The sequence below is a fragment of the Rhodopirellula sp. P2 genome, from assembly GCF_028768465.1.
GTDB lineage: Bacteria > Planctomycetota > Planctomycetia > Pirellulales > Pirellulaceae > Rhodopirellula.
Window position 1 is genome coordinate 5,571,183 of record NZ_CP118225.1, and the last position, 20,217, is coordinate 5,591,399.

Annotated in this window: 12 protein-coding genes; 5 read left to right on the forward strand and 7 right to left on the reverse strand. The window is 57.0% G+C overall.

Translation table 11 applies throughout. The features are described from left to right. Positions 1-60: 60 nt before the first annotated feature. Positions 61-741 (forward strand): hypothetical protein, encoded by a 681-nt coding sequence (locus PSR62_RS19675; RefSeq protein WP_274404705.1) that lies wholly within the window; start codon positions 61-63, stop codon positions 739-741. A gap of 224 nt (positions 742-965) precedes the next feature. Here PSR62_RS19675 and PSR62_RS19680 read toward each other — a convergent pair whose 3' ends face one another. Continuing rightward, positions 966-1,286, reverse strand: a complete 321-nt coding sequence (locus tag PSR62_RS19680; protein WP_338020233.1) for a DUF1294 domain-containing protein — start codon at positions 1,284-1,286, stop codon at positions 966-968. A gap of 35 nt (positions 1,287-1,321) precedes the next feature. Here PSR62_RS19680 and PSR62_RS19685 point away from each other — a divergent pair, with 35 nt between their 5' ends. Next, complete coding sequence (locus PSR62_RS19685; RefSeq protein WP_274404707.1) at positions 1,322-3,529, forward strand: IGHMBP2 family helicase; 2,208 nt, start codon at positions 1,322-1,324, stop codon at positions 3,527-3,529. 173 nt (positions 3,530-3,702) lie between these two features. Here the strand turns inward: PSR62_RS19685 and PSR62_RS19690 are convergent, their stop codons facing one another. The 4 genes from PSR62_RS19690 to PSR62_RS19705 all read right to left on the reverse strand — a co-directional run bounded on the left by PSR62_RS19690 (position 3,703) and on the right by PSR62_RS19705 (position 12,784). Then, on the reverse strand, positions 3,703-6,924 hold the full coding sequence (locus PSR62_RS19690; protein ID WP_274404708.1) for a serine/threonine-protein kinase: 3,222 nt from the start codon (positions 6,922-6,924) through the stop codon (positions 3,703-3,705). Positions 6,925-7,082: 158 nt separating this feature from the next. Continuing rightward, positions 7,083-10,301 (reverse strand): serine/threonine-protein kinase, encoded by a 3,219-nt coding sequence (locus PSR62_RS19695; protein WP_274404709.1) that lies wholly within the window; start codon positions 10,299-10,301, stop codon positions 7,083-7,085. Positions 10,302-10,456: 155 nt separating this feature from the next. After that, complete coding sequence (locus PSR62_RS19700) at positions 10,457-11,944, reverse strand: aldehyde dehydrogenase (NADP(+)) (RefSeq protein ID WP_274404710.1); 1,488 nt, start codon at positions 11,942-11,944, stop codon at positions 10,457-10,459. A gap of 18 nt (positions 11,945-11,962) precedes the next feature. Then, positions 11,963-12,784: a class I SAM-dependent methyltransferase gene (locus PSR62_RS19705; RefSeq protein ID WP_274404711.1), complete on the reverse strand. Its 822-nt coding sequence runs from the start codon at positions 12,782-12,784 to the stop codon at positions 11,963-11,965. Between the two features lie 140 nt (positions 12,785-12,924). On the opposite strand from PSR62_RS19705, the gene PSR62_RS19710 reads away from it, so the two are divergent. The 3 genes from PSR62_RS19710 to folK all read left to right on the forward strand — a co-directional run bounded on the left by PSR62_RS19710 (position 12,925) and on the right by folK (position 17,867). Next, positions 12,925-14,862: an ExeA family protein gene (locus tag PSR62_RS19710; protein ID WP_274404712.1), complete on the forward strand. Its 1,938-nt coding sequence runs from the start codon at positions 12,925-12,927 to the stop codon at positions 14,860-14,862. A gap of 157 nt (positions 14,863-15,019) precedes the next feature. After that, complete coding sequence (locus PSR62_RS19715) at positions 15,020-15,463, forward strand: hypothetical protein (protein WP_274404714.1); 444 nt, start codon at positions 15,020-15,022, stop codon at positions 15,461-15,463. A gap of 1,390 nt (positions 15,464-16,853) precedes the next feature. Further along, the gene (gene folK / locus PSR62_RS19720) at positions 16,854-17,867 is read left to right on the forward strand and encodes a 2-amino-4-hydroxy-6-hydroxymethyldihydropteridine diphosphokinase (RefSeq protein ID WP_274404715.1); all 1,014 of its coding nucleotides are present in this window, start codon (positions 16,854-16,856) and stop codon (positions 17,865-17,867) included. Positions 17,868-17,923: 56 nt separating this feature from the next. Here the strand turns inward: folK and PSR62_RS19725 are convergent, their stop codons facing one another. After that, complete coding sequence (locus PSR62_RS19725; RefSeq protein ID WP_274404716.1) at positions 17,924-19,198, reverse strand: HTTM domain-containing protein; 1,275 nt, start codon at positions 19,196-19,198, stop codon at positions 17,924-17,926. Next, positions 19,195-20,034 (reverse strand): hypothetical protein, encoded by an 840-nt coding sequence (locus PSR62_RS19730; protein WP_274404717.1) that lies wholly within the window; start codon positions 20,032-20,034, stop codon positions 19,195-19,197. The genes PSR62_RS19725 and PSR62_RS19730 overlap by 4 nt, the downstream gene beginning before the upstream one ends. Between the last annotated feature and the right edge of the window lie 183 nt (positions 20,035-20,217).

Consider the following 20,217-nt stretch of genomic DNA (forward strand, 5'->3'; position numbering starts at 1 on the left):
GGGCCTCCCGATCGTGGACTGGTTCTGCTGCTTTTGTCTCTCACGAATTGTTTTTCTTTGATGAACGAAAACGAGTCGCCCGCCGCGGATCCTCATGCGGACAAATACAACGACCCGCGGGTTGTCGTCACTCGAGGCCAAATCGGGGCCTTGGTGGCGATCGTTGTGGTGGGTGCGATCGTTGCCGTTCTCAGCATCGCTGCTCGCCGAACCAAGCTGGTCAAGACAACCGAGTTCTGGGGGCCCGAGGTGATCACCGCGATTCAATTGGGCGACCACGTTGAGCTGATTCCCGGACCGGGCGCCAATTTCAAGCAAGTCGAACTGACCGCTTTTCCGGGACTCGGGCACCTTCGCAAAGCGTTGTTGGAACAAACCCATTACCAATGGGAGACGGTCAAACCGTTGTCCGTCGAATCCTTGGTGACCGCCGCCGCCGACATCGATCCCGATCAGGCGGTGGAAGCGTCCGCCGTTGGAACCGATGAAGAGGCTGCCCAGCCCATCGTTGTTCGACTGGAATTTTCAGACCCCCACTACAAACGAGTCCCCCCCGCATCGATCGATCTCGAATTGGCCAGCGGAACCATTGGCCCAGCCGATGGATCCAAGCGAGTGATGGTCACTGACCGGGTTCGCCCCGCGCTGCGACACCAACTGGGATTGCTGATGAAGGTCAGCGAACTGCGTTACGGCCAACGAAAAATTGCCGAGGACGAAGCTGCCAAAACGACGGAGTGATTGCTTCCGTCGCAGCGGCTTGTCTTGGTGCCACCACCCCGCCCAGCCAGGTCGTTTGTTTAGCCGTGTTCAGCCAAGCCAGGGCCATCGCCCTGAAAATGAAGGCAGAAACCAGCTGGTTTGGGCAACCGTCAAGCTCACCCCCAATGCAGCGGATTCAATTTGACCGATGCTGATCAGCGGGTGAAGAATCGGTGTGAGGAGCGGTTCGCAACGTTCCAATTTCAACGCAAACCCAGCCACAAAATCGCGATGACTGCGAGAACATGAATGATCGCGGCAATCGCGAATTGAACTCGATACGAAACCTTTGCCGTCTTGTGCCTGAGTTTCTGTCCGGCGAGGTAGCCTCCGGGCCATCCGCCCAAGACGCTGGCCAGCAACAAGGTCTTTTCCGGGATCCGTTGGGTCCCGGCGCGAGCGGCTCGTTTGTCGATCCAGTAGAAAACCGCGGTCAAGACACTGGCAAAAAACGTTTCAGCGGCGATGATGAGTGCGAGCGTCACGGACAGTTTCTCCGAAGGCGTGTTCCATTCCCGCTGCATCTTGCCGCGGGTTCGTTCTCTCGATTGTTCTTCGCATGTCATCACGTTCACGGAAAGCCCGCTCCAAAGCCAAGTCCCAACGAGAAGGCAAAACCGCGTTCAAAAACTCCGATGCCGGCTCGTTCGGCGATGGAATCCTGTCCGGGAGCAAGCACAATGGTTCCGACTCAGCCAACGGTGGTCTGGCCAATCTGAACGTCCCGTATCCCGATGGATTGCCGACGGATCGCCCGCTCGACCCAGAAGACTACTTCGAACAACTCGCCATTTGGTTGGATTTAGAAGCCGAGGCCGAACGAGCCCGCCTCGCCAAACTGCGTCAGATTCGGTCGCAGCGTGACGCCGAAAGCACCGGCCAAGCCATCGTGGGTCTCGACATGGTCGATTACCACACCGGATTGGCAGGACGCTACCTGCTTGATCTGGCCAAACCCGGCGGGAAAGACCTGCCCATGAACCGGCTGAAGGTCGGATCGCCTATCGTTCTGTCGATGGACAACGATCCCTCCGATCAAGGCATCGCGGGTGTCGTCAGCCGTCGAAAAAACAACTCCATTCAAATCGCGACCGACACGTTTCCAATTCGAGATGAAGACGACCTGAAAAAGAAGAAGGGCGTTGGCAAGCATGGGAAATCAGTCCCACGCCCCGCCGTTGTTTCGGACCGCTTTCGCTTGGACATGTCCCCCGATGAGACCACCCGGCTACGGCAACTTGCCGCGATGGCCAGAGCTCAAGAAATCCGAGGCCGATCGGGCAAGCTTCGGGACGTGTTGCTAGGGATCAAAACACCTCGCATCGATGGCAACCCAATCGACACGCACGACATCGATCCCGAGAGCTTTCAGTTTGAACTGAACGACATTGACTTTCGAACCGAGCTCAATCCACCCCAGCGTGACGCCGTCGCATTCGCGATGATGGCCGATGATGTGGCGATCATTCACGGTCCGCCCGGCACCGGCAAAACAACCACGATCGCCGAGATCATCGCCCAGTCTGTTGAACGCGGCGAACGGGTCCTCGCGTGTGCGGCCAGCAACACCGCCGTCGACAATCTGCTGGAACGTTTGGTTCGCTTGATGCCCAATGTGGTTCGCGTCGGTCACCCAGCTCGCGTCTTTGAATCACTGCAAGAACACACACTCGATGCCCTGGTCGAATCGGATCCGACCAGCACGGTGATCAAAGACCTGCGTCGCGAACTCGATCAAGTCCTGCGAGAAGCCAACCGCCCGAGTCGCGACAGTGGCGGCCGAGAACGCAAGCAACGCTCCGAACTTTTCAATGAAGCCGGGCGTCTTCGCGGCATGATCCGATCTCAAGAACGCAGCATCGTTCGTGCGGTGATCGACCGCGCCGATGTGATCTGCACCACAACCACCATCGACGAAGAACTGCTCAGCGACCAGTCCTTCGACTTGGTCGTGGTCGACGAATCGTGCCAGTGCACCGAACCGGGAATGTGGCAAGCGATCCTCCGAGCCGACCGATTGATTTTGGCTGGCGACCATTGCCAATTGCCACCGACGGTGTTGTCCGATGACGCCGCACGAATCGGCATGCGTGACTCGTTGATGCAGCGTTTGGTGCATCGGTACGGTGAGCAAATCTATCGCCGACTGACCGTGCAGTACCGCATGAACGAATCCATCATGCGATTCAGCAGCGATCACTTTTACGACAGCACCTTGATCGCGGACGCTTCCGTCAAACGGCATTTGCTGTGCGATTTGCCGGACGTCGAAGAAAGCGACTTCACCCGCGAACCCTTGTTGCTGATCGACACTGCCGGTGCGGGCTACGAAGAAGAACTGGAACCCGACGGACAAAGCAAACTGAACCACGGCGAAGCCAAGGTGATCCTGCAAATGGTCAAACAGCTTGCTGAAGCGGGAGTCACCGGCGACCAAATCGCGGTGATCGCGCCGTACGCCGCCCAGGCTCGCAACTTGCGAATGCGACTGGATCTTGATGGAATCGAGATCGACACGGTCGACGGATTTCAAGGTCGAGAAAAAGAAGTGGTGCTGATCACGATGACTCGTAGCAACCCCGATGGCGAGATTGGATTCCTGTCCGACCAACGCCGCAGCAACGTGGCACTCACGCGAGCCAAACGGAAACTGATTGTCGTCGGTGACAGTGCGACGCTGTGCAGCCACGACTTCTACTCAGAACTGTTCCGTTACTTCGAAGACGCGGGGGCCTACCACAGCGTTTTCACGCTGGAAGGCCACTGATTCATCACATCAGTCACTGCTTGTGACGCTCGACGCTTCCAAGACAACCGAAGGCGCATTCAAGGGTCCGGCGAAAAGTGCGTTTGGCTCCATCGTAAATTCAACGATGGACAAACCGTCGTGAGCACAGAATGACGGAGGTTGATCTCAACGGCTTCGACGAACCCGTTGGATCAATCCAATCCGATGGCCCGACGTTGTTCGGCCAGTCTAGCCCGAGACTGTTTGGTCAGTAACAGTTCCGCTGGTGATTGTCTCGAGGTGACCATCAATAGATCGGTGTCACCAAGAAGGTGCAGATCGTTTTCAGGATGCGTGCCCGTTGGAAGCATTCCCATTTCGCGTTCGCTCGACAGATCCCAGAACCGTATCAATCCCTCTTCACCGGTTGTGGCCAGCGTCCGTCCACGATCAAGAAAGATGCTGTCAGCGATCGGTTTGGAATGACCTCGCAACACCGCGATCGTCTCGTTCTGCGGATAGCTGCGAACCTCCACCAATCGATTGTCGAATACCACCGCCATTCGGCTGGCGGTGGCATCAAAATCGACTCGCACGTATCGCACCGCCGCCGTGGACGATGCTTCGAAAACGGAGACGCTCGAATTCTCGTAGGTGCAAAGCATGTTGGACGCTTTGATCATCAGGGCGTCGCTGTTCGGAATAGTCAGCAGCAGACTGTTGTTGTCGCTGGGAAGATCGTGGGTTTCAATGAGCGAATAGTCCACCGTGTCGTAAACCAACAACTGTTTGCTCAACAGCACACACAGTTTTCCCTCGACAAATTTCACATCGCTGATCGATTCAGTTTCGTACGGTGGAATGATTCGAGCAAGCAACTCAGACGACGCCACGTCGCGGACTTCGACTTCGTCACTGTTCGCGATGGCGATTTTTGACGCACGCGAATCGCAGCCAAACTGAAATCCCCATTCTTTTAGTTCGCACTTGATCGGCATCATTCGATTCCAATCGCGTCTGGCGTCGTAGTGCCAAACACTGTTGTCTTCCAACCTCAAAAAGACATCGAATGGTCGCTCATGATGCGAATACGAATTGATGATGTGAGCGGTCACAAGCGTGCGTCCCACAGGGTTTGGACGAACCGGCAATTTGTCAGTCAAGTCCCATAGCCGAACCCGACCGTCTTCGCCGGTTGTTACGACCCGAACTGATTCGTCGTTCGTGGGGACCGCCTGAATGCTGCTGATTCGACCTTCCGCCGCTTGGAATATCATCGGCGGTTGTAAATCGCCCGACTCCGTTCGGTTGGTCAGCGTCCACGCGTAAACCAGCCCATCATCGGTCCCTGCAAACATGTCTTCGCCATCAGCGGAAATGGCGACACAGCGAACCGGCGCATTCAAGGCAAAAGCTTGAGCGAAATGCCTTTCGTTGGTGGAATCCGTGACCTTGATATACTTTTTGCCAAAGGCCACCGTGCGATAGGGATCACCGGCTGGCTGCACAATTGAAAACTGAAGTGTTTCATCTTCAATCGGGATGCGAGTTTCCTGATCGGTATCGAGGTCGATGGCATGCAGCAAACGTTGTTTGCCAACCTCTTTCACGTAGGCGAGTGTATGACCGTCACCCGCAAACTGCAGCGATTCGTTTCGCGATCCGCCATAGACCGTTTTGACCGCCGTTCCATCCAGACGATGAACCTGAACATCGCGATATCGCCCCGCCGTCGCGAAAAGTGTTCCGTCGGAAGAGAACGCGGCGGATTCGATGTTGTGCCAATGCCCGAGCAATCCAAGCGTCTCGGTTCCTGTTGCGATCTCACGAAGCGAGATCGAGTTGAAGCCCACGTCGCCGTTCAGACCAGTCAGAAAATGTTTGTTGTCCGGACTGATCGCGATCGCGTCGAGACGTCCGGAAAGCTGGTAGCGATGGGTGAGTTTTTCCGATTGCAAATCGATCACATGGACCTCGCCATCTTGGCTGACCGAAATCGCAATTTGCCCGTTTTGCGAAATGGCGACCTCGGTCGCCGGCGAATTGTGCTGGGTCAAAAGTTTTGACGGCGGAGGCGTGACCAAGTAGTCGAGGATTTCAAAAGCAAATCGGCTGGATCCGCGTTCCTCAGGTTTCGGGCGATGCTTGTCGAGCAGTTCCTGGGTGGCCTTCAGGTTGTGCCCGTTGTAGGCCTGGAATGCCAACGACATGTCCGACACATACAGTTGTTCTCGCAACTGTGCTTCGCGAGATTCCAGTTCCAGGTTGGTCTCGATCAACTCGTCATTGCTCTCCGCGAGTTTTTCGTTCACTCGCGTGAGTTGCTCCGAATGCATGGCCTGCATTCCCAACACGGTCATCACGAGGGTGATCGCACCGATCAATGTCGCCAAAGTCACCGCCGGGTTGCGACGGCTCCACCGCATCAACCGCTCGGACCAGCCAGGCATTTTCGCATGAACGGATTCGCCAGCTGCGAAGCGACGTAGATCGACGGCAAATTCTTCAGCAGTGGAATATCGCGAGTCAGGCGAACGCGACATCGCCTTGCAGATGATGGCTTCGAGTGGCCGTGGCAGGTCGCCGCGAACGCTACCAGGAGTGACGAGGCTGCCATTGGCAACGTTGGCCAATATCTGATCACGATTGCCTTGAAAAGGCCGTCGCAAAGTTGCCCACTCGTACAGAGTGGCTCCCAAACTGTAGATATCAGATCGACGAGTGATGTCGGTCTGCGATCCGAAGGTTTGTTCCGGGCTCATGTAAGCCGGTGTGCCTAGAATATCGCCACTGAGCGTGAGCGCTGTGTTTTGATCTTCGATCAGCGCCAAGCCAAAATCTGTCAACCAGATCTTCCCCTCGCGGTCGAAGAGCAAATTCGATGGTTTGATGTCTCGGTGAATCACTCGCTCGTTGTGAGCAACCTGCAGCGCGTCGGCAATGTCAGCAATCGATTCGGCGATGAGCTCAAACGAAGCCGTGGCGGTTCCAGCACGATCACATTCCATGTCAGCCGTTTCGCATTCATGAATCGAGTCCATGGAGAACTCTTGCGATTCATGCTCGCCAGTGGCTTTCAAAATGCGATCGGCGAGCGTTGGTCCATCGATGTAACGCATCACCAGGTACTGCATTCCCCGCTCGACGCCAGAATCCATCAGCGGAACGATGTGTTCGTGTCGCAGTTCTTGAACCAGGTTGGCTTCGCGTTCGAACCGCCGCCGCATCCTGACCTGCTTTGAAACTTGGTGCTGCAACAACTTCAACGCGACCTTCAGCCCCGTCGTGACGTCCTCCGCCAGGTAGACCTCGCCCATTCCTCCCGAACCGAGCGTTCGGATGATTCGGTAGTTGCCAAAATGTTGGGTTGGCGTACCGGCTTGATCGTCCTCGCTCCTGGCTGCTTCCGTGGGGGCGTCGTTTGGCGAATTCACTTCGTGTTGGACTCAATGGATCGGAGGGCAGGGAGTGTCTGATCAGCGATGATTCTTTGCACCGACAACCAAGACCGAAGGGATCATCACCGAAAAGACTTCGAAACTGCCTCGATCGCGAAAGCATTGTTCACAGACTCCAGACGGATTTCATCTGCTCATTTTTCCTCCGTTCGCAAGTGAGGCGAGAGTTTTGCTTGACTCCGGTCGGTCACCCAAAGCTCCATCGGTGCTGCAGCAGACGTTGCTAGCAACATATCAGCCTCCTTGAAATAGTGCAGGCAGTTTGAATCGTGTGTTCCAGTCAGCAGGGATCCCATTTCACGCTCGCTCGCGATGTCCCAGAACCGAACGAGTCCTTCTTCGCTCGTCGTCGCAACCGTCATGTCGTTGTCCATGAACGAACAATCGCTCGGGTGCCGAATATGCCCTCGCAACACAGCGAGAGTCTCGCCTTCAGGGAAGGAACGAATTTCAACCAGCCGATTCAACCGGATGATCGCCATTTGTTTCCCGCGTGAATCAAAGACCACTCGATCGAAATAGTCAGCTGCTGAGCCCGCGTTTTCAAAGAGACTCGCGGACATGCCCTCCAACTTGCACAACGCCCGTTCGGTCACGACCAACAAGGCATCTTCCGACGGGATGCGGGTCAACGAGTTGGCGTTGTCCACTGGCAGCGTGATCGTACCTGCCAATGAATAATCAGGAAGGTCGTAGACCAACACTTCCTCGGTGTAGAGAACATACAAACGCTGCCCCAGGTAATGAAGTCCACGGCAGCTTTTCTCCAAATCTGGACTCGGAATTGTCTTGATGAGACGCCTTGATTCAACGTCGTAGACACTCAGTTCGGTGTCCGTTGCGACCGCGATCGTAGAGGCGTCTTCCGTGACCGCGATGTCATCCGTGCCGCGAATGGGTTGGTGTGCGACCACTGAGAGTCCCCGCAATTCTGTTTGCGGGTTGTAGTGAACGACGGCGCCACCACTCATTCGAAGGAAGACATCCGACGATCCGTGGTGGGGCGTCGCCAACTTTAAAACGGACGTCCATGGATAGGGAACTTTCGGGTGCGATGGACGAATCGGCATCTTTTCTTGGGTGTCCCAAAGAATGACGTTTCCGTCTTCAGCCGACGTCACAAACCGAGGCATTTCGGATTCTTCTGGCACCGTCGCGATCTCATAGATCCGACCGTTGGCGGCCGGCACCAGCAAAGGACGAAACAATTGGTTGTAGACGTCTCGGTCTTTCAATCGCCACACATAAACGGATCCTTCATCCGTGCCACTGTAGATCATCTCTCCATCGCGGCTGATCGCCACGCACCGGAACACCGCATTGAAATGATTCACCTTCACAAACGGAGCGGACTGATCGGAATCGGAAACAGAAAGGGATCCGTAGCCCTGTGTCACGATTCGAAATGGATTCGACTTGCCGCGAGGATGAGCGATTGCAAACTGGGCCGTCATCACGTCGGTCGGGATCACTGTCTCGTCTTCCGTGTCCAGGTCTCGCACTCGGACTTCGTGACCGGCTTGCGATTTCTGCACGTAAACCAATCGGTGACTGTCTTCGAGGAAACACAGCGACTCATTTCGGGATTGTGCGTCAAACGAGTCGATCACGTTTCCGTCTGTGTCATGCACCTGGATTTGTCGGTACCGGTCGGCCGTTGCAATCCACTTCCCATCGGATGAAAAGGTTCCGGATTCCATGGAATGCCAATGCCCCAGCAAGCCCAGAACTTCTTCGCCGTTGTCAACGCGGTGCATTTTGATCGGGGTGAACCCGATCGATTCATTCAAACCGGTTAGAAAAAACTGTTTGTCCGGGCTGATTGCAATGGAATCGAGCCGTCCCGGCAACGAATACTTGTGGAGCAGTTGTTTTGTCTCAAGATCCACCACATGCACTTCGCCGTCTTCACTGGCGGACACCACCAGTTTGCCATCTTCCGAAACCGCAACTGCGGTGGCAGCCGCCTGGTGCTTGGTCAGCAGAACCGAAGACGGCGGCGTGGCAAGGTAGTCCAACAGTTCCAAAGCGAATCGCCGAGATCCAAACGGCACCGACTCTTCCCGATGCTTGTCCAACAACTGTTTGGTCGTGATCAGGTTCTTCGCTGCAAAGGCTTGGAAGGCCAGCGACATGTCTGAGATGAAAAGCTGGTTGCTCAGCTCGGCTTCTCGGGCTTCCAACTGCAAGTTCGACGTGATCAGATCATCGTTGCTCTTGGCCAGCTGCTCGTTGATCCGAACCAATTGACCGGAATAGATCGCTTGCATTCCCAACACAGCGACCACGGTCGTGATCACTCCGATGAACGACGCCAAAGCGACCAGCGGATTTCGCTGGCTCCACCGGAACAAACGCTCCGTCCAACCTGGCATTTTGGCTAGGACAGGTTTGCCATTGGCAAAACGTCGAAGGTCGTCGGCAAACGCGGCCGCGGAGGGATAGCGAGCCTCCGGCGAGCGAGACATCGCTTTGCAAATGACAGCTTCAAGTGCCAGCGGAAGATCAGCGCGAAGACTCCGCGGTGTCGCCAGACTTCCTTGAGCCACATTCACCAACACCTGTTCGCGGTTGCCGCTGAAGGGACGATGCAGCGTGGCCCATTCATAAAGCGTCGCTCCCAGACTGTAGACATCCGAACGACGAGTGACTTCGGAATGCGAACCGAGCGTTTGCTCGGGACTCATGTAAGCGGGTGTTCCCACCAAGTCGCCCGTCATGGTCAGAGCCGTTTGCTCATCTTCCAGAAAAGCCAAACCAAAGTCGGTCAACCAGATCTTGCCATCGCGATCGAGCATCAAGTTGGACGGCTTCACATCGCGGTGAATGATTTTCTGAGAGTGCGCAAAGTGCAATGCATCCGCGATATCGGCAATCAAGTTCGCGATCGATTGAAAATTGGTCGCCTGGTCATCGGACTCCGCTTGCGTCGGCGTCATGACCGCCGTCTCCAACTGCGAAGCGTCCTCCACTGCCATCGACTGTTCGATGCCTTTCAATTCCAGAATCAAATCGGCCAGGGTTTTGCCCTCGATCAAACGCATCGCCAAAAATGGCACGCCCGATTCTTCTCCCGTTTCTAGCAGCGGCACGATGTGCTCATGATCCAGCCCCTGAATCAATTGAGCTTCGCGTTGGAATCGTCGTCGAAAACGCTGCTGGTTGGCGACATGATGCCGCAACATCTTCAACGCAACCGATTGCTGCGTCGTGGTGTGCTGAGCCAAATAGACTTCGCCCATCCCGCCCGTCCCGAGCGTGCGGACAATTTTGTACTCGCCAATGTGATTGACGCAGCTTTCTTCGGAGGCCGAAGTGCGAACTTCGGTTGGATCTTCGGATGGGGAAGGCACAGGCTGGATGCCGAAAGCTTAATCAATAGAGTCGCATGTCAAATCGCATCATTTACAGCTGCGTATTCTAATCGATCCGATCGACTTTTCAGAGCGGGAAAGCTTGCTTTCGCCCCAAATGAAGACGTTCATTCGCCGGTCCCCCCGAGCAGAACTCAGGATCCCGAGCATTCAGCCAACATCGCGCCTTCCGGCCAGTTTTGAAAACACAGCGGTCGCACAAAACGCTCCAAACTGGCGTGCCCGACCGAGGTACTTCGGCCGTCCAGGCTGGCCGGAAACGGGCCGCCATGCTGAGTCGCGGAACCGATCTCCATTCCCGTTGGCCAACCGTTGAGAATGATTCGGCCGCCAAAGCGTTCCGCAATACGAAGCCAACGTTGGGCAAACTCATTCTCAGAGGTCTCGGTGTGCAGCGTCGTGGTCAGTGAACCATGAAATTTTTTGGCAACCCGCAGCATCTCAGCTTCATCCCGACAACGCACCAAAATCGAAACCGGGCCGAACGTTTCGCTGTGCAGCCAACCGTCACGCATCGCCGTCTCCGCGTTCATGCCAAACCAGTGAGCCCCTCGATGCCAGGGGCCTTCTGTTTCGATTGCTTCCGCAACGAACAATGAAGCCACACCTTTGGCAGTTCGCAGCCGTTCGATCCCGCGATCAAACGCCTCGGCAACAGGACCACTCAACATGGGCAAATTCGGATACTTGGCGAACGCATCACGGGTGTCCTTGACGAACGCATCGGCGTCCTGCTCTTGAATCACCACCACACCGGGTTTGGTGCACATGTGACCGTTGCCAAATCTCAGCGACGCGGCAAAACCTTCCGCGATCGCCCTCGCCCGAACAGCCATCGCGTCTGGGGTGACAAAGACCGGATTGGTGCTGCCCAGTTCCGCGAAAATGGGAATCGGATTTTCGCGATCCAAGATGGCCTTCGCCAGCGCCCGGCCCCCTTGAGGACTGCCGGTGAATCCGACCGCGGCGATGGCTGGATGCGAGACCAACCGAACCGACGTTTCCGGGCTTCGCCCATGCAACAATCCAAACGTTCCCAGGGGCAGCTCCAACCGCTTGACGACCTCTTTGACGGCCTCGCCAAGCAGTTCGCAGGTGCCCGGGTGGCTGGGATGGGACTTCACGACCACCGGATTTCCTGTGGCGATTGCAGCGACAAAATCATTGCCAATCACCGAGATCGCCAATGGAAAATTGCAAGCACCAAACACCGCCACAGGACCAACCGGAACAAACCGCCGCGCCATGCTGGGTTTGGGAAACGGCCTGCGTTCGGGATCCCCCGCTTCGGATGTCACACGGTTCCAAGGTCGTTCGACCGCCAATCGCGAGAACAGATCCAGTTGTCCCATCGCTCGATCGAACTCGCCTTCCACACGCGCGTTCACGTAACCCGTCTCAAGTTGGCAACGAGACACGATTTCATCCCGTCGCGATCGAATCTCGGTCGCCACCGCGGAAAGGAATTCACCGAGCGTCTCGGGCCTCAATTCGCGGAGTTGGAGCGCGGCCTTGGCGGCTTGCTGGCAGACGAAATCAATTTGCTCGGCGGTCGCTTCGGCAAATTCACCGGGAAGTGACTCGCCGGTCGCGGCGCAGGTGGCTTGGAATGCGTGCGTCATCTTGGTCGCTTCAAAAGATTATTGTTTTCGGAGAACAAACACGGCGTCAGTCAGGTCGTTGTCCATTTCTCGCTGATGTTCGATTTCATAGTCGAAATCATGGACACCGACAATTTCCAACTCATCACTGACCGACTTCAACATCGTGACGGCTTGTTTGGGCGTGTACAGCCGCAACGGAAATTCGCTGCGGACTCGTTCGACCGTTCCATTTTTTCGAGTCGCTTTGATTGAAACGCGAAGTGTTTCACGCCGTTTGCGTCGCTGAAAATCAACCACTTTCAAAGTCACGCTGATGTTTGTGCCCCCGTGGGACGCTTTCCAACGCTCGATGCACTCCGGATCCGCGTCCATGGGAATGCAGTGAAACCCGAGCACATAGATCCCGCCGGTTCGCAAAGAAGCCGCCACGGCTCGCAGATGCGCGACCGCCGCGTCTTCGTCCATCATGTGACGAAATGTGTTGAACGTGCAAAACGCGGCATCCACGGGGGGCGAACACACGTGGGACGTCATGTCGCCATTGATCAGCTCGGCGGACAATTTTCGACGTTGCAGTCGACGCCGCAGATAAGCGAGCATCGCGTCGTTGTTATCCAACCCAATGACGTCGTACCCGCGGGCTGCTGAGGCGGCCACCAAACGACCGCTGCCGCACCCGGGTTCATAGACCCGCGAAACGGTTCCGGTCGCATAACGCTGGTACGCCTCGTCAAAGAATGCCATTTCAGTTGCCGTTTCGTCACGGAACACCATGTCAAAGTACTGAGGCCGATCGTACCAATCGATCGTCGCGGTGGAGGCTGGTTTGCGTGGCTTGGTCGAAGGGCTCTTTGTCACGGGGCAAGGCGAGGGGGCATGAGGTGATTTCGTCAGAAATGAATGAAATTTGTTTCAGACCCTGCGGTCTGGGTGACGACTGTAACGATTAGACGGCGTGTCCGCATTCTCCCACTTGTTCCGCCTAGGAAACTTCGACCATGTCTTCGGTTGAACACTCTTTTCACGTGCCTCCATTCCCGCCCTTCCCCAGTGCGGAACGTTACGTTCCCGTTGGCTCGCAGGACGAGGCCTTGCAACGAATCCAACGAGCAATTGAAGCCTGGGAAGCTATTTCGCTCGTCATCGGCCCCCCCGGCGTCGGCAAATCCTTGCTGTGCCAGTTGCTGCTGAAGCAATTCGCGGGTCGTCGCGAGGTCGTGGTGCTCGGTGACGCGATGCTGGACAATCCCTTGTTGTTCCAGCGTCACCTGCTGACGCGATTGAACCGAGTCCGTGGGATTCACTCGACACCGTTGGCACCCAACGAAGATCCCCAGTTTGCTTTGGTCGAGCGGCTCGCTCGCAGCACCGCGGAATTCCCCGGTTTGTTGCTGCTGGTCGACGAAGCCCAAGCGTTGACCCCTGAAGTGCTGGAAACCATTCGCATCATCACCAACACGATGAGCGAAGGCCAACCACGCGTCAGTGCGGTTCTGCTGGGCGGCCCCAAGCTGGACGAGACCTTGGCGTTGCCATCGCTCGAAGCACTCGTGCAACGCGTCGCCACTCGGTGCTACCTGCACCCACTCAACGGCGACGAAGCCCTGACATATGTCCAAGATGTGATCAAGAACTGCGGGTCCAATCCCCAGGAAGCGATCACCAACGAAGCGATCCGTGCCATCCACCAAGCTTGCAGCGGCACGCCCCGTTTGATCAACCAAATGATGACAGCCGCCATCGATTGCGCCGCGTCGCTGAACCAAAGCATCATCGACAACAAAATCGTCGATCGTGCCTGGGCAACCCTGCAACAGCTGCCAAGCCCGGTGATGGACGAGCCCGCCATCGCCCCGCCCAACGGGGAATCCTCCAACGTCGAATTCGGTTCGCTCGATGATTCAATGTGGGGCGAAACCAGTTCAGATGAACAACCCGCCTCGGCAACCTTCGCTTCCGCGACCTTTGAATCCGACGACGACGCCAGCGATCTGGGGCGACGCTGGAACGATCAGGCTTTGCCGAACGAAAACGAAGTGCTCGCAGAAGCCGAAACGACCGACTGCGAAACGCAAGCCTGCAACACCTCCGAGTGCAGCGAAGAAGCTTGCCAAACAACAGGCCAATGCCAAAGCGACCAGTGTCATAGCGATCAGTGTCATAGCGATCAGTGTCAGGCCGAACCTTGCCAGGGTGAGCAACTCCCAAACGGCTCGTTTGCCACTTCGGAACCCACCACTGACCAGCAAACCAGCGACGAATCACTCGTTTGCGAAGCTGCCACCGCCTCGGCAGAAGCCACCGACAACATCGAGTTCGGTTCGCTGAGCATCGATTGCCAGAGCTACGAAGGCGACTACGAAATGGTCTCCGACGTCATTGGCTCGGCTCTCGCTACCAACTTGCCCGAGATCGACGAAGCTGAATCGCAACGCTGCGAAGCACCCGTCGCTGCCACGCCAACGGCAGACCAACTGTTCGGTGAGTTCGACGACGAAGAGGAAATCAAACCCACCGTCGACGCCTTGGTGGCCTCGGTCGACCCCGTTGCCGAATGCGACGCAAACGATCATGTGGCTTCCGATCTGGAAACCTCGTTGCACGAAGAAATCCTCAGCATGCGTGGTGCGGCCAACTCGCCTTTGTCGTTGCTCGGCGACGATGCCAATGACATGGACGAAGTCTGCGAAGAAGCCCAAATGGGCGAGATGCAAAATCAATCGGCCATGGCTGCTTCGGCACCCGTGTTGTGGATCGAAGAAGATGGCGAAGACATCGCTGTCAACCACGACGACCGTGACATGCTGGTCATCGAAGACGACGTGCAAGTCGAAACCGCCGCGTTGCATCATGAATCAGCGGACGTGTCCGCCGGTCGTCCTGTCGCGGTCGACTTCCAAGCGATGTTGGCCAAGATGCGTTCGCCGCAATCTTGATCGCAGGCCACCGGACCTAAGACAGAATCGGATGACGGCTCGGTCAGAACCGAGCCGTTTTGTTTCTCTGCGATTGAACTGAGCTTCGTCTCACTCAATGAACAGAGTGTTGTTCGAGCTTGAATCTTCTCTCGGGCTTTGAATCCCTGCGTGGTCGATGTTCACACCGGATCATACTTTGCGAACGTTGCTGCACCGAACCGTCGAACAAGCCGTTCGCTACGGCAAGACTCTGGTTTTGGTCACGCCTGATGAGCTGCGACTGCAGCCCGCCTTCTTCGTCGCCTTGGGCCAAGCCTGGCGAGAAGCCAACGCATCGCAACAGTCCGAGGGCCACGAATCAATGGCCATGCCGCGACTGCGAGTCGACTGGTGTGCTCCCGCTTCCCAGGGGTTTGGATGGCGATCACTCCAAAACAAGTGGCACACAAGTCGTTGTGAACGATTGCTCCGCCGCGAAAACTTAGACGACTGCGTGCAGCTCTCTCAGTGCTTGTTGATCGGCAAAGCCTCGCAGCATCCCTCGACGATTGTGCTGGGGATCACCAACGAGGCCACCGAATTGCCCGAGTGGACCACCCCGGTCCCCATGCAGCGCTAACGCGTTCCGCGAGATGCAACCCCAAGGCTTCCGTCACTCCGCGACGGGGGGACTTTTGCGTCGTAGATGACCTCGGGTTGAAAACCCAAGGCCAGCCAACTGTCGTCACGCCGAGACCAATTGTGTCCGTCCGAGTGATCCAACAACCGCGGAGCGGTGACATCTGTCAGCCTCGGGTTTTCAACCCGAGGTCTCGCGAGTCCCTCCCCCTCGCTCCACAAGCCGCGGAGCGGCGACAGTTGCGAGCAACGAGATGGGGAAGATTGAAAAAGTGAAATTGGAAATTGGAAAATCCCGGCGGTTGAGGCGATCAGCCGATGGGCGATCGACAACGCTTGCCGAAGACGAACCGAACGTGATTGTTCACGACGGGCCAGCCAACTGTCGTCACGCCGAGACCAACTGTGTCCGTCCGGGTAATCCAACAACCGCGGAGCGGTGACATCTGTCAGCCTCGGGTTTTCAACCCGAGGTCTCGCGAGTCCCTCCCCCTCGCTCGACAAGCCGCGGAGCGGCGACAGTTGCGAGCAACGAGATGGGGAAGATTGAAAAAGTGAAATTGCAAATTGGAAAATCCCGGCGGTTGAGGCGATCAGCCGATGGGCGATCGACAACGGTTGCCGAAGACGAACCGAACGTGATTGTTCACGACGGGCCTGCCAACTGTCGTCACGCCGAGACCAACTGTGTCCGTCCGGGTAATCCAACAACCGCGGAGCGGTGACATCTGTCAGCCTCGGGTTTTCAACCCGAGGTCTCGCGAGTCCCCGCCCCCTCGCTCGACAAGCCGCGGAGCGGCGACAGTTGCGAGCAACGAGATGGGGAAGATTGAAAAAGTGAAATTGGAAATTGGAAAATCCCGGCGATTGACGCGATCAGCCGATGGGTGATCGACGACGGTTGCCGAAGACGAACCGAACGTGATTGTTCACGACGGGCCTGCCAACTGTCGTCACGCCGAGACCAACTGTGTCCGTCCGGGTAATCCAACAACCGCGGAGCGGTGACATCTGTCAGCCTCGGGTTTTCAACCCGAGGTCTCGCGAGTCCCCGCCCCCTCGCTCGACAAGCCGCGGAGCGGCGACAGTTGCGAGCAACGAGATGGGGAAGATTGAAAAAGTGAAATTGGAAATTGGAAAATCCCGGCGATTGACGCGATCAGCCGATGGGCGATCGACAACGGTTGCCGATGACGAACCGGACGTGATTGAGTTCCGGCCGGACGTCGAGGACGAGGACCGCTTCGCTGAGCACGAGCACGAGAAGTCGGTCCAAATGGAAACCCGACGCGTCAGGAAGGACGAACCCGCACTCGCCTCGCTCACGCGTCGGGTTCCCTCTATGATTCGCTTGCAACCGCGTCTCCCTTGTTCTTGCCAGCGTTTTGTTCATGCCCACGCAATGCCTCATCAGCTTCGGTTCCAACCTCGGTGATCGCCGAGTGGTGATCGCCGAAGCGGCTCGCCGGGTGGCCGAATCAGGGCTGGTCGCCGCGCCCTGCGATCAGCAACACAACGAAGAAGCGACAACCACTCCGGCCTCAGTCGACTCAGCGCACCCTCTACGAACCAGCCGCTTGTTTGAGACGCCACCGATCGGTGGTCCCGGTGGCCAATCACCATTTCTCAACGCGGTCGCGGCGTTTGCAACGGAAGCCTCCGCCGCGGAAGTGTTGGATTTGCTGCAACACTTGGAAATCGATCTGGGCCGTAAACGACTCGTTCGCTGGGGCGCCCGAGTGATCGATCTCGACGTCGTTCTGCATGGCCGTTTGGCAGGGCCGCCGCGAGCCGCCGGACTGCGGGGACTGATCGGCGGACGCGGCCCGGCAGGATCCTCGAAAGCTCTGGTGGTTCCGCATCCGCGTTACACCGCCCGGCGTTTTGTGCTGGAACCCGCCTGCGACGTCGCCGCTGATTTCTGCGACCCGCGTTTCGGATGGACGATCGAAGACCTCCGCGACCACATCGCCGCTGACGTGCCATCGATGGCCTTGGTGGGCGGCGACGCGGAGTTGCGGCAAGTCATTTGCCAACGACTTTCTTCCGAACACGGCATCACAGTGATCGATCCCGATCACCCCGATGCCGCAAAAGGTTTGCAGCAGTGGATCTCATCCGATCCTCCGGCTGCCCTGCGAGATTCTCAAGACATCAGTGAACAACCAGGCTCCTCATCTGGATCACCTCGCCTGTGTTTGCCACGACTCTTGGCGAGGATTCAGCACACGACCGAAGAAGACCGCTGGCCAGCGCCGCACCAGATCTGGCCGGCCGGATGGAAGTGGCCGGAGTATCGACTCGAAGTCGACGACCTGGACTGGGCCGTCGGAGAATTGGCGTCCGCGATGGATTCCATGCGATGCGACATCCGTCCGATCACTGACGACGGTCACTGGTGGTGAACTCCGCACGGGAGTGAACTCACGCGCGCCCCGCGAAAGCCAGCATCGACCGTGACTCAGGAATCCTCGAGATCATCGTTGCGGAGCACGCTGTCGCCTGCCGACAGATTGCCGTCGATCAGTTTTTGCTTGATCTGTTCGCGAGCCGCCAGCAATCGTTGCTTGCGTTCTTCGTTCTTGGCTTCGCGGCGTTTGAGCTTGGCGTAGCGTTTTTGGATGCCTTTCTCAGCTGCGTCCAATTCCGCCAAGCGATGTTGCAAATCCGCGGGCAATGCAACCGAACGAGCACCACTGCTGGAATCGGTTCCCAACGAGGTCATGACACCGGACAGGGACGCATCTTCGTGGCCATCATCCGCTGATTCCCCCAAACGCTTGCGACGAATCCAATCCGGCGAAACAAAGATCCCGTTGGCGGCGATCATCATGGCACCAAACGTGATCATGCCCAGGAACAAGGCGATCCCACCGTGAACGGCGACGGCGAGCGCCAACGTGATCCCGCGAGTCAAACGCGGCCAAACCAACGCACAGTAGAAGATCTCCCAGAACATCGTGATGTGCGACAACGCTGTGAAGACACGCGGAAAACGCCCCAAGAACGTCATGTCAATCGACTGATATTCGTAGTTTGCCACAGCAAACCAAACGGCCGTCCCGTCCCACCAAAGTTCACCACGCGCCTTCGCAATGCCACCGAACAGGTAGATCACGCACAAGTGAATCTGCAGCAATCGCGTCGCCACATTGGCCGAGACCGTCTTCTTGTCCGCCGGGAACAACCACGCCTTCCAACCCGAAAGCGTTTTCTCACCATCACCTGTCAGACGTCGGCGGAGCTTCGCATCGATGGACCAAACTGCACCGCAGGGAACAAAGGCCAAGTACATCACGCAGTAGGTGACAATCTGATCCAGCCCAAACAGGCTGCCGAGCAGTCGATGCACCAACATCAATTGCAGGAACCACGCCAGCGGCCCAGTCAGGCGAGTCAAGAAGCCCACCAGAAAGCACCCCGTGACCAAGATCGTCACGAGGTGATTCAGCCATAAAACGGTTGCGTTGTCGACCAACCACAAGTACGACCAAGCCGCGGTCGATTCACCAAGCGTTCCATCATGCAGCCACGCGCTGGTCTCATTGTCGATCCAAGCTTCCGTTCCAACGAAAGAAGAAAAGTCGGCCGCGAGCACCAGGTGCGAATACAACAGCATTGCACCAGTGACGATCCGCAGCACGGCCAACGTATCAATGTGCCGAGGCGTGAACCAAAACCGATCCCAGGCATCCACCCAAGACGACGCGTATTGTTTCGCAAAGTCAACGATCACGACGCGTCCTCCGGTGCAGTGCTTGGTTGCTCCAGTTCATCCGGTGTCGGATTCTCCGCCGTGGGACTGCCCGCGTCCTTCGACCGATCTTCAGTATCTTTCTTCCGTTCACCTGCCGGAACAGGAACGGGCTCGGAATCCTCTGGGTCCAAGACCATTGCGTCGCCGTCTTCCGGCTGCGGAAGCGACTCAGGGACACTCCCTAGCAAACTCTCCAGCGTGATCGGGAGATCGGGCAATTCGATGTAAGACCGCTCGTCGGTCAACGACAGGTCCTCTTGCGTGAACAAAACAAAGTCAGGCATTTGATGTTCGATTCGCTGGATCGACACGTCTGATTTCCCCGTCGACTGCAGGTGTCGGACCATCGAATCAGCGATCCTTTCATAGCGTTGTCGCCCCAACCGCAGCGTTTGAAGTTCTTCCGGACTGAGCTCGGGACCGATCAACTGACTGACCTCCAGCGGCAAAGCGGGCTGGTAGGAGTCATTCAAAAATTCCGCCAACATGAAATGCCGGTGGTACGACAATCGAGGCCACTGGTCCTTCAGATCCGGAAACAGTTGCGTCGATTTGCCACCCTCCGAGCTCGCCCGAATCAGGTGGCTGGGGCCGGGATCCGGAGCAAAAAACGCGTAGCCACGATCCAAGTAAAACATCTGTGCGACCGGAGAAACCATCGCCAACAGGGTTCCGACGGACGGCGACAGCCCGCGTGCACCGCGTGCCTGGAACGCCAACGGCGGCAGAGCGATCGTCAACAGCATCCCTATCAACAGGATGCTGATCAAAAATCGATTTCGGCGTGAAAGCGGCAAGGAATCAGGCTGGGTCACGTTTGTTTTGAATTCTCAGAGAAGGTCGCGGCGACCGAGCAATGGGCAGTCGCTGAGGCGTTTGGTCCAGTTTCACAGTGAGTTTCCGCAGCACAGTGAGTTTCCGCAGCACGGTTTCATGGTGCGATTCCCGCGGCAACTCCGGCTGCGATTCACTCCGAGAAACAGTGCTCCAACCGGGGA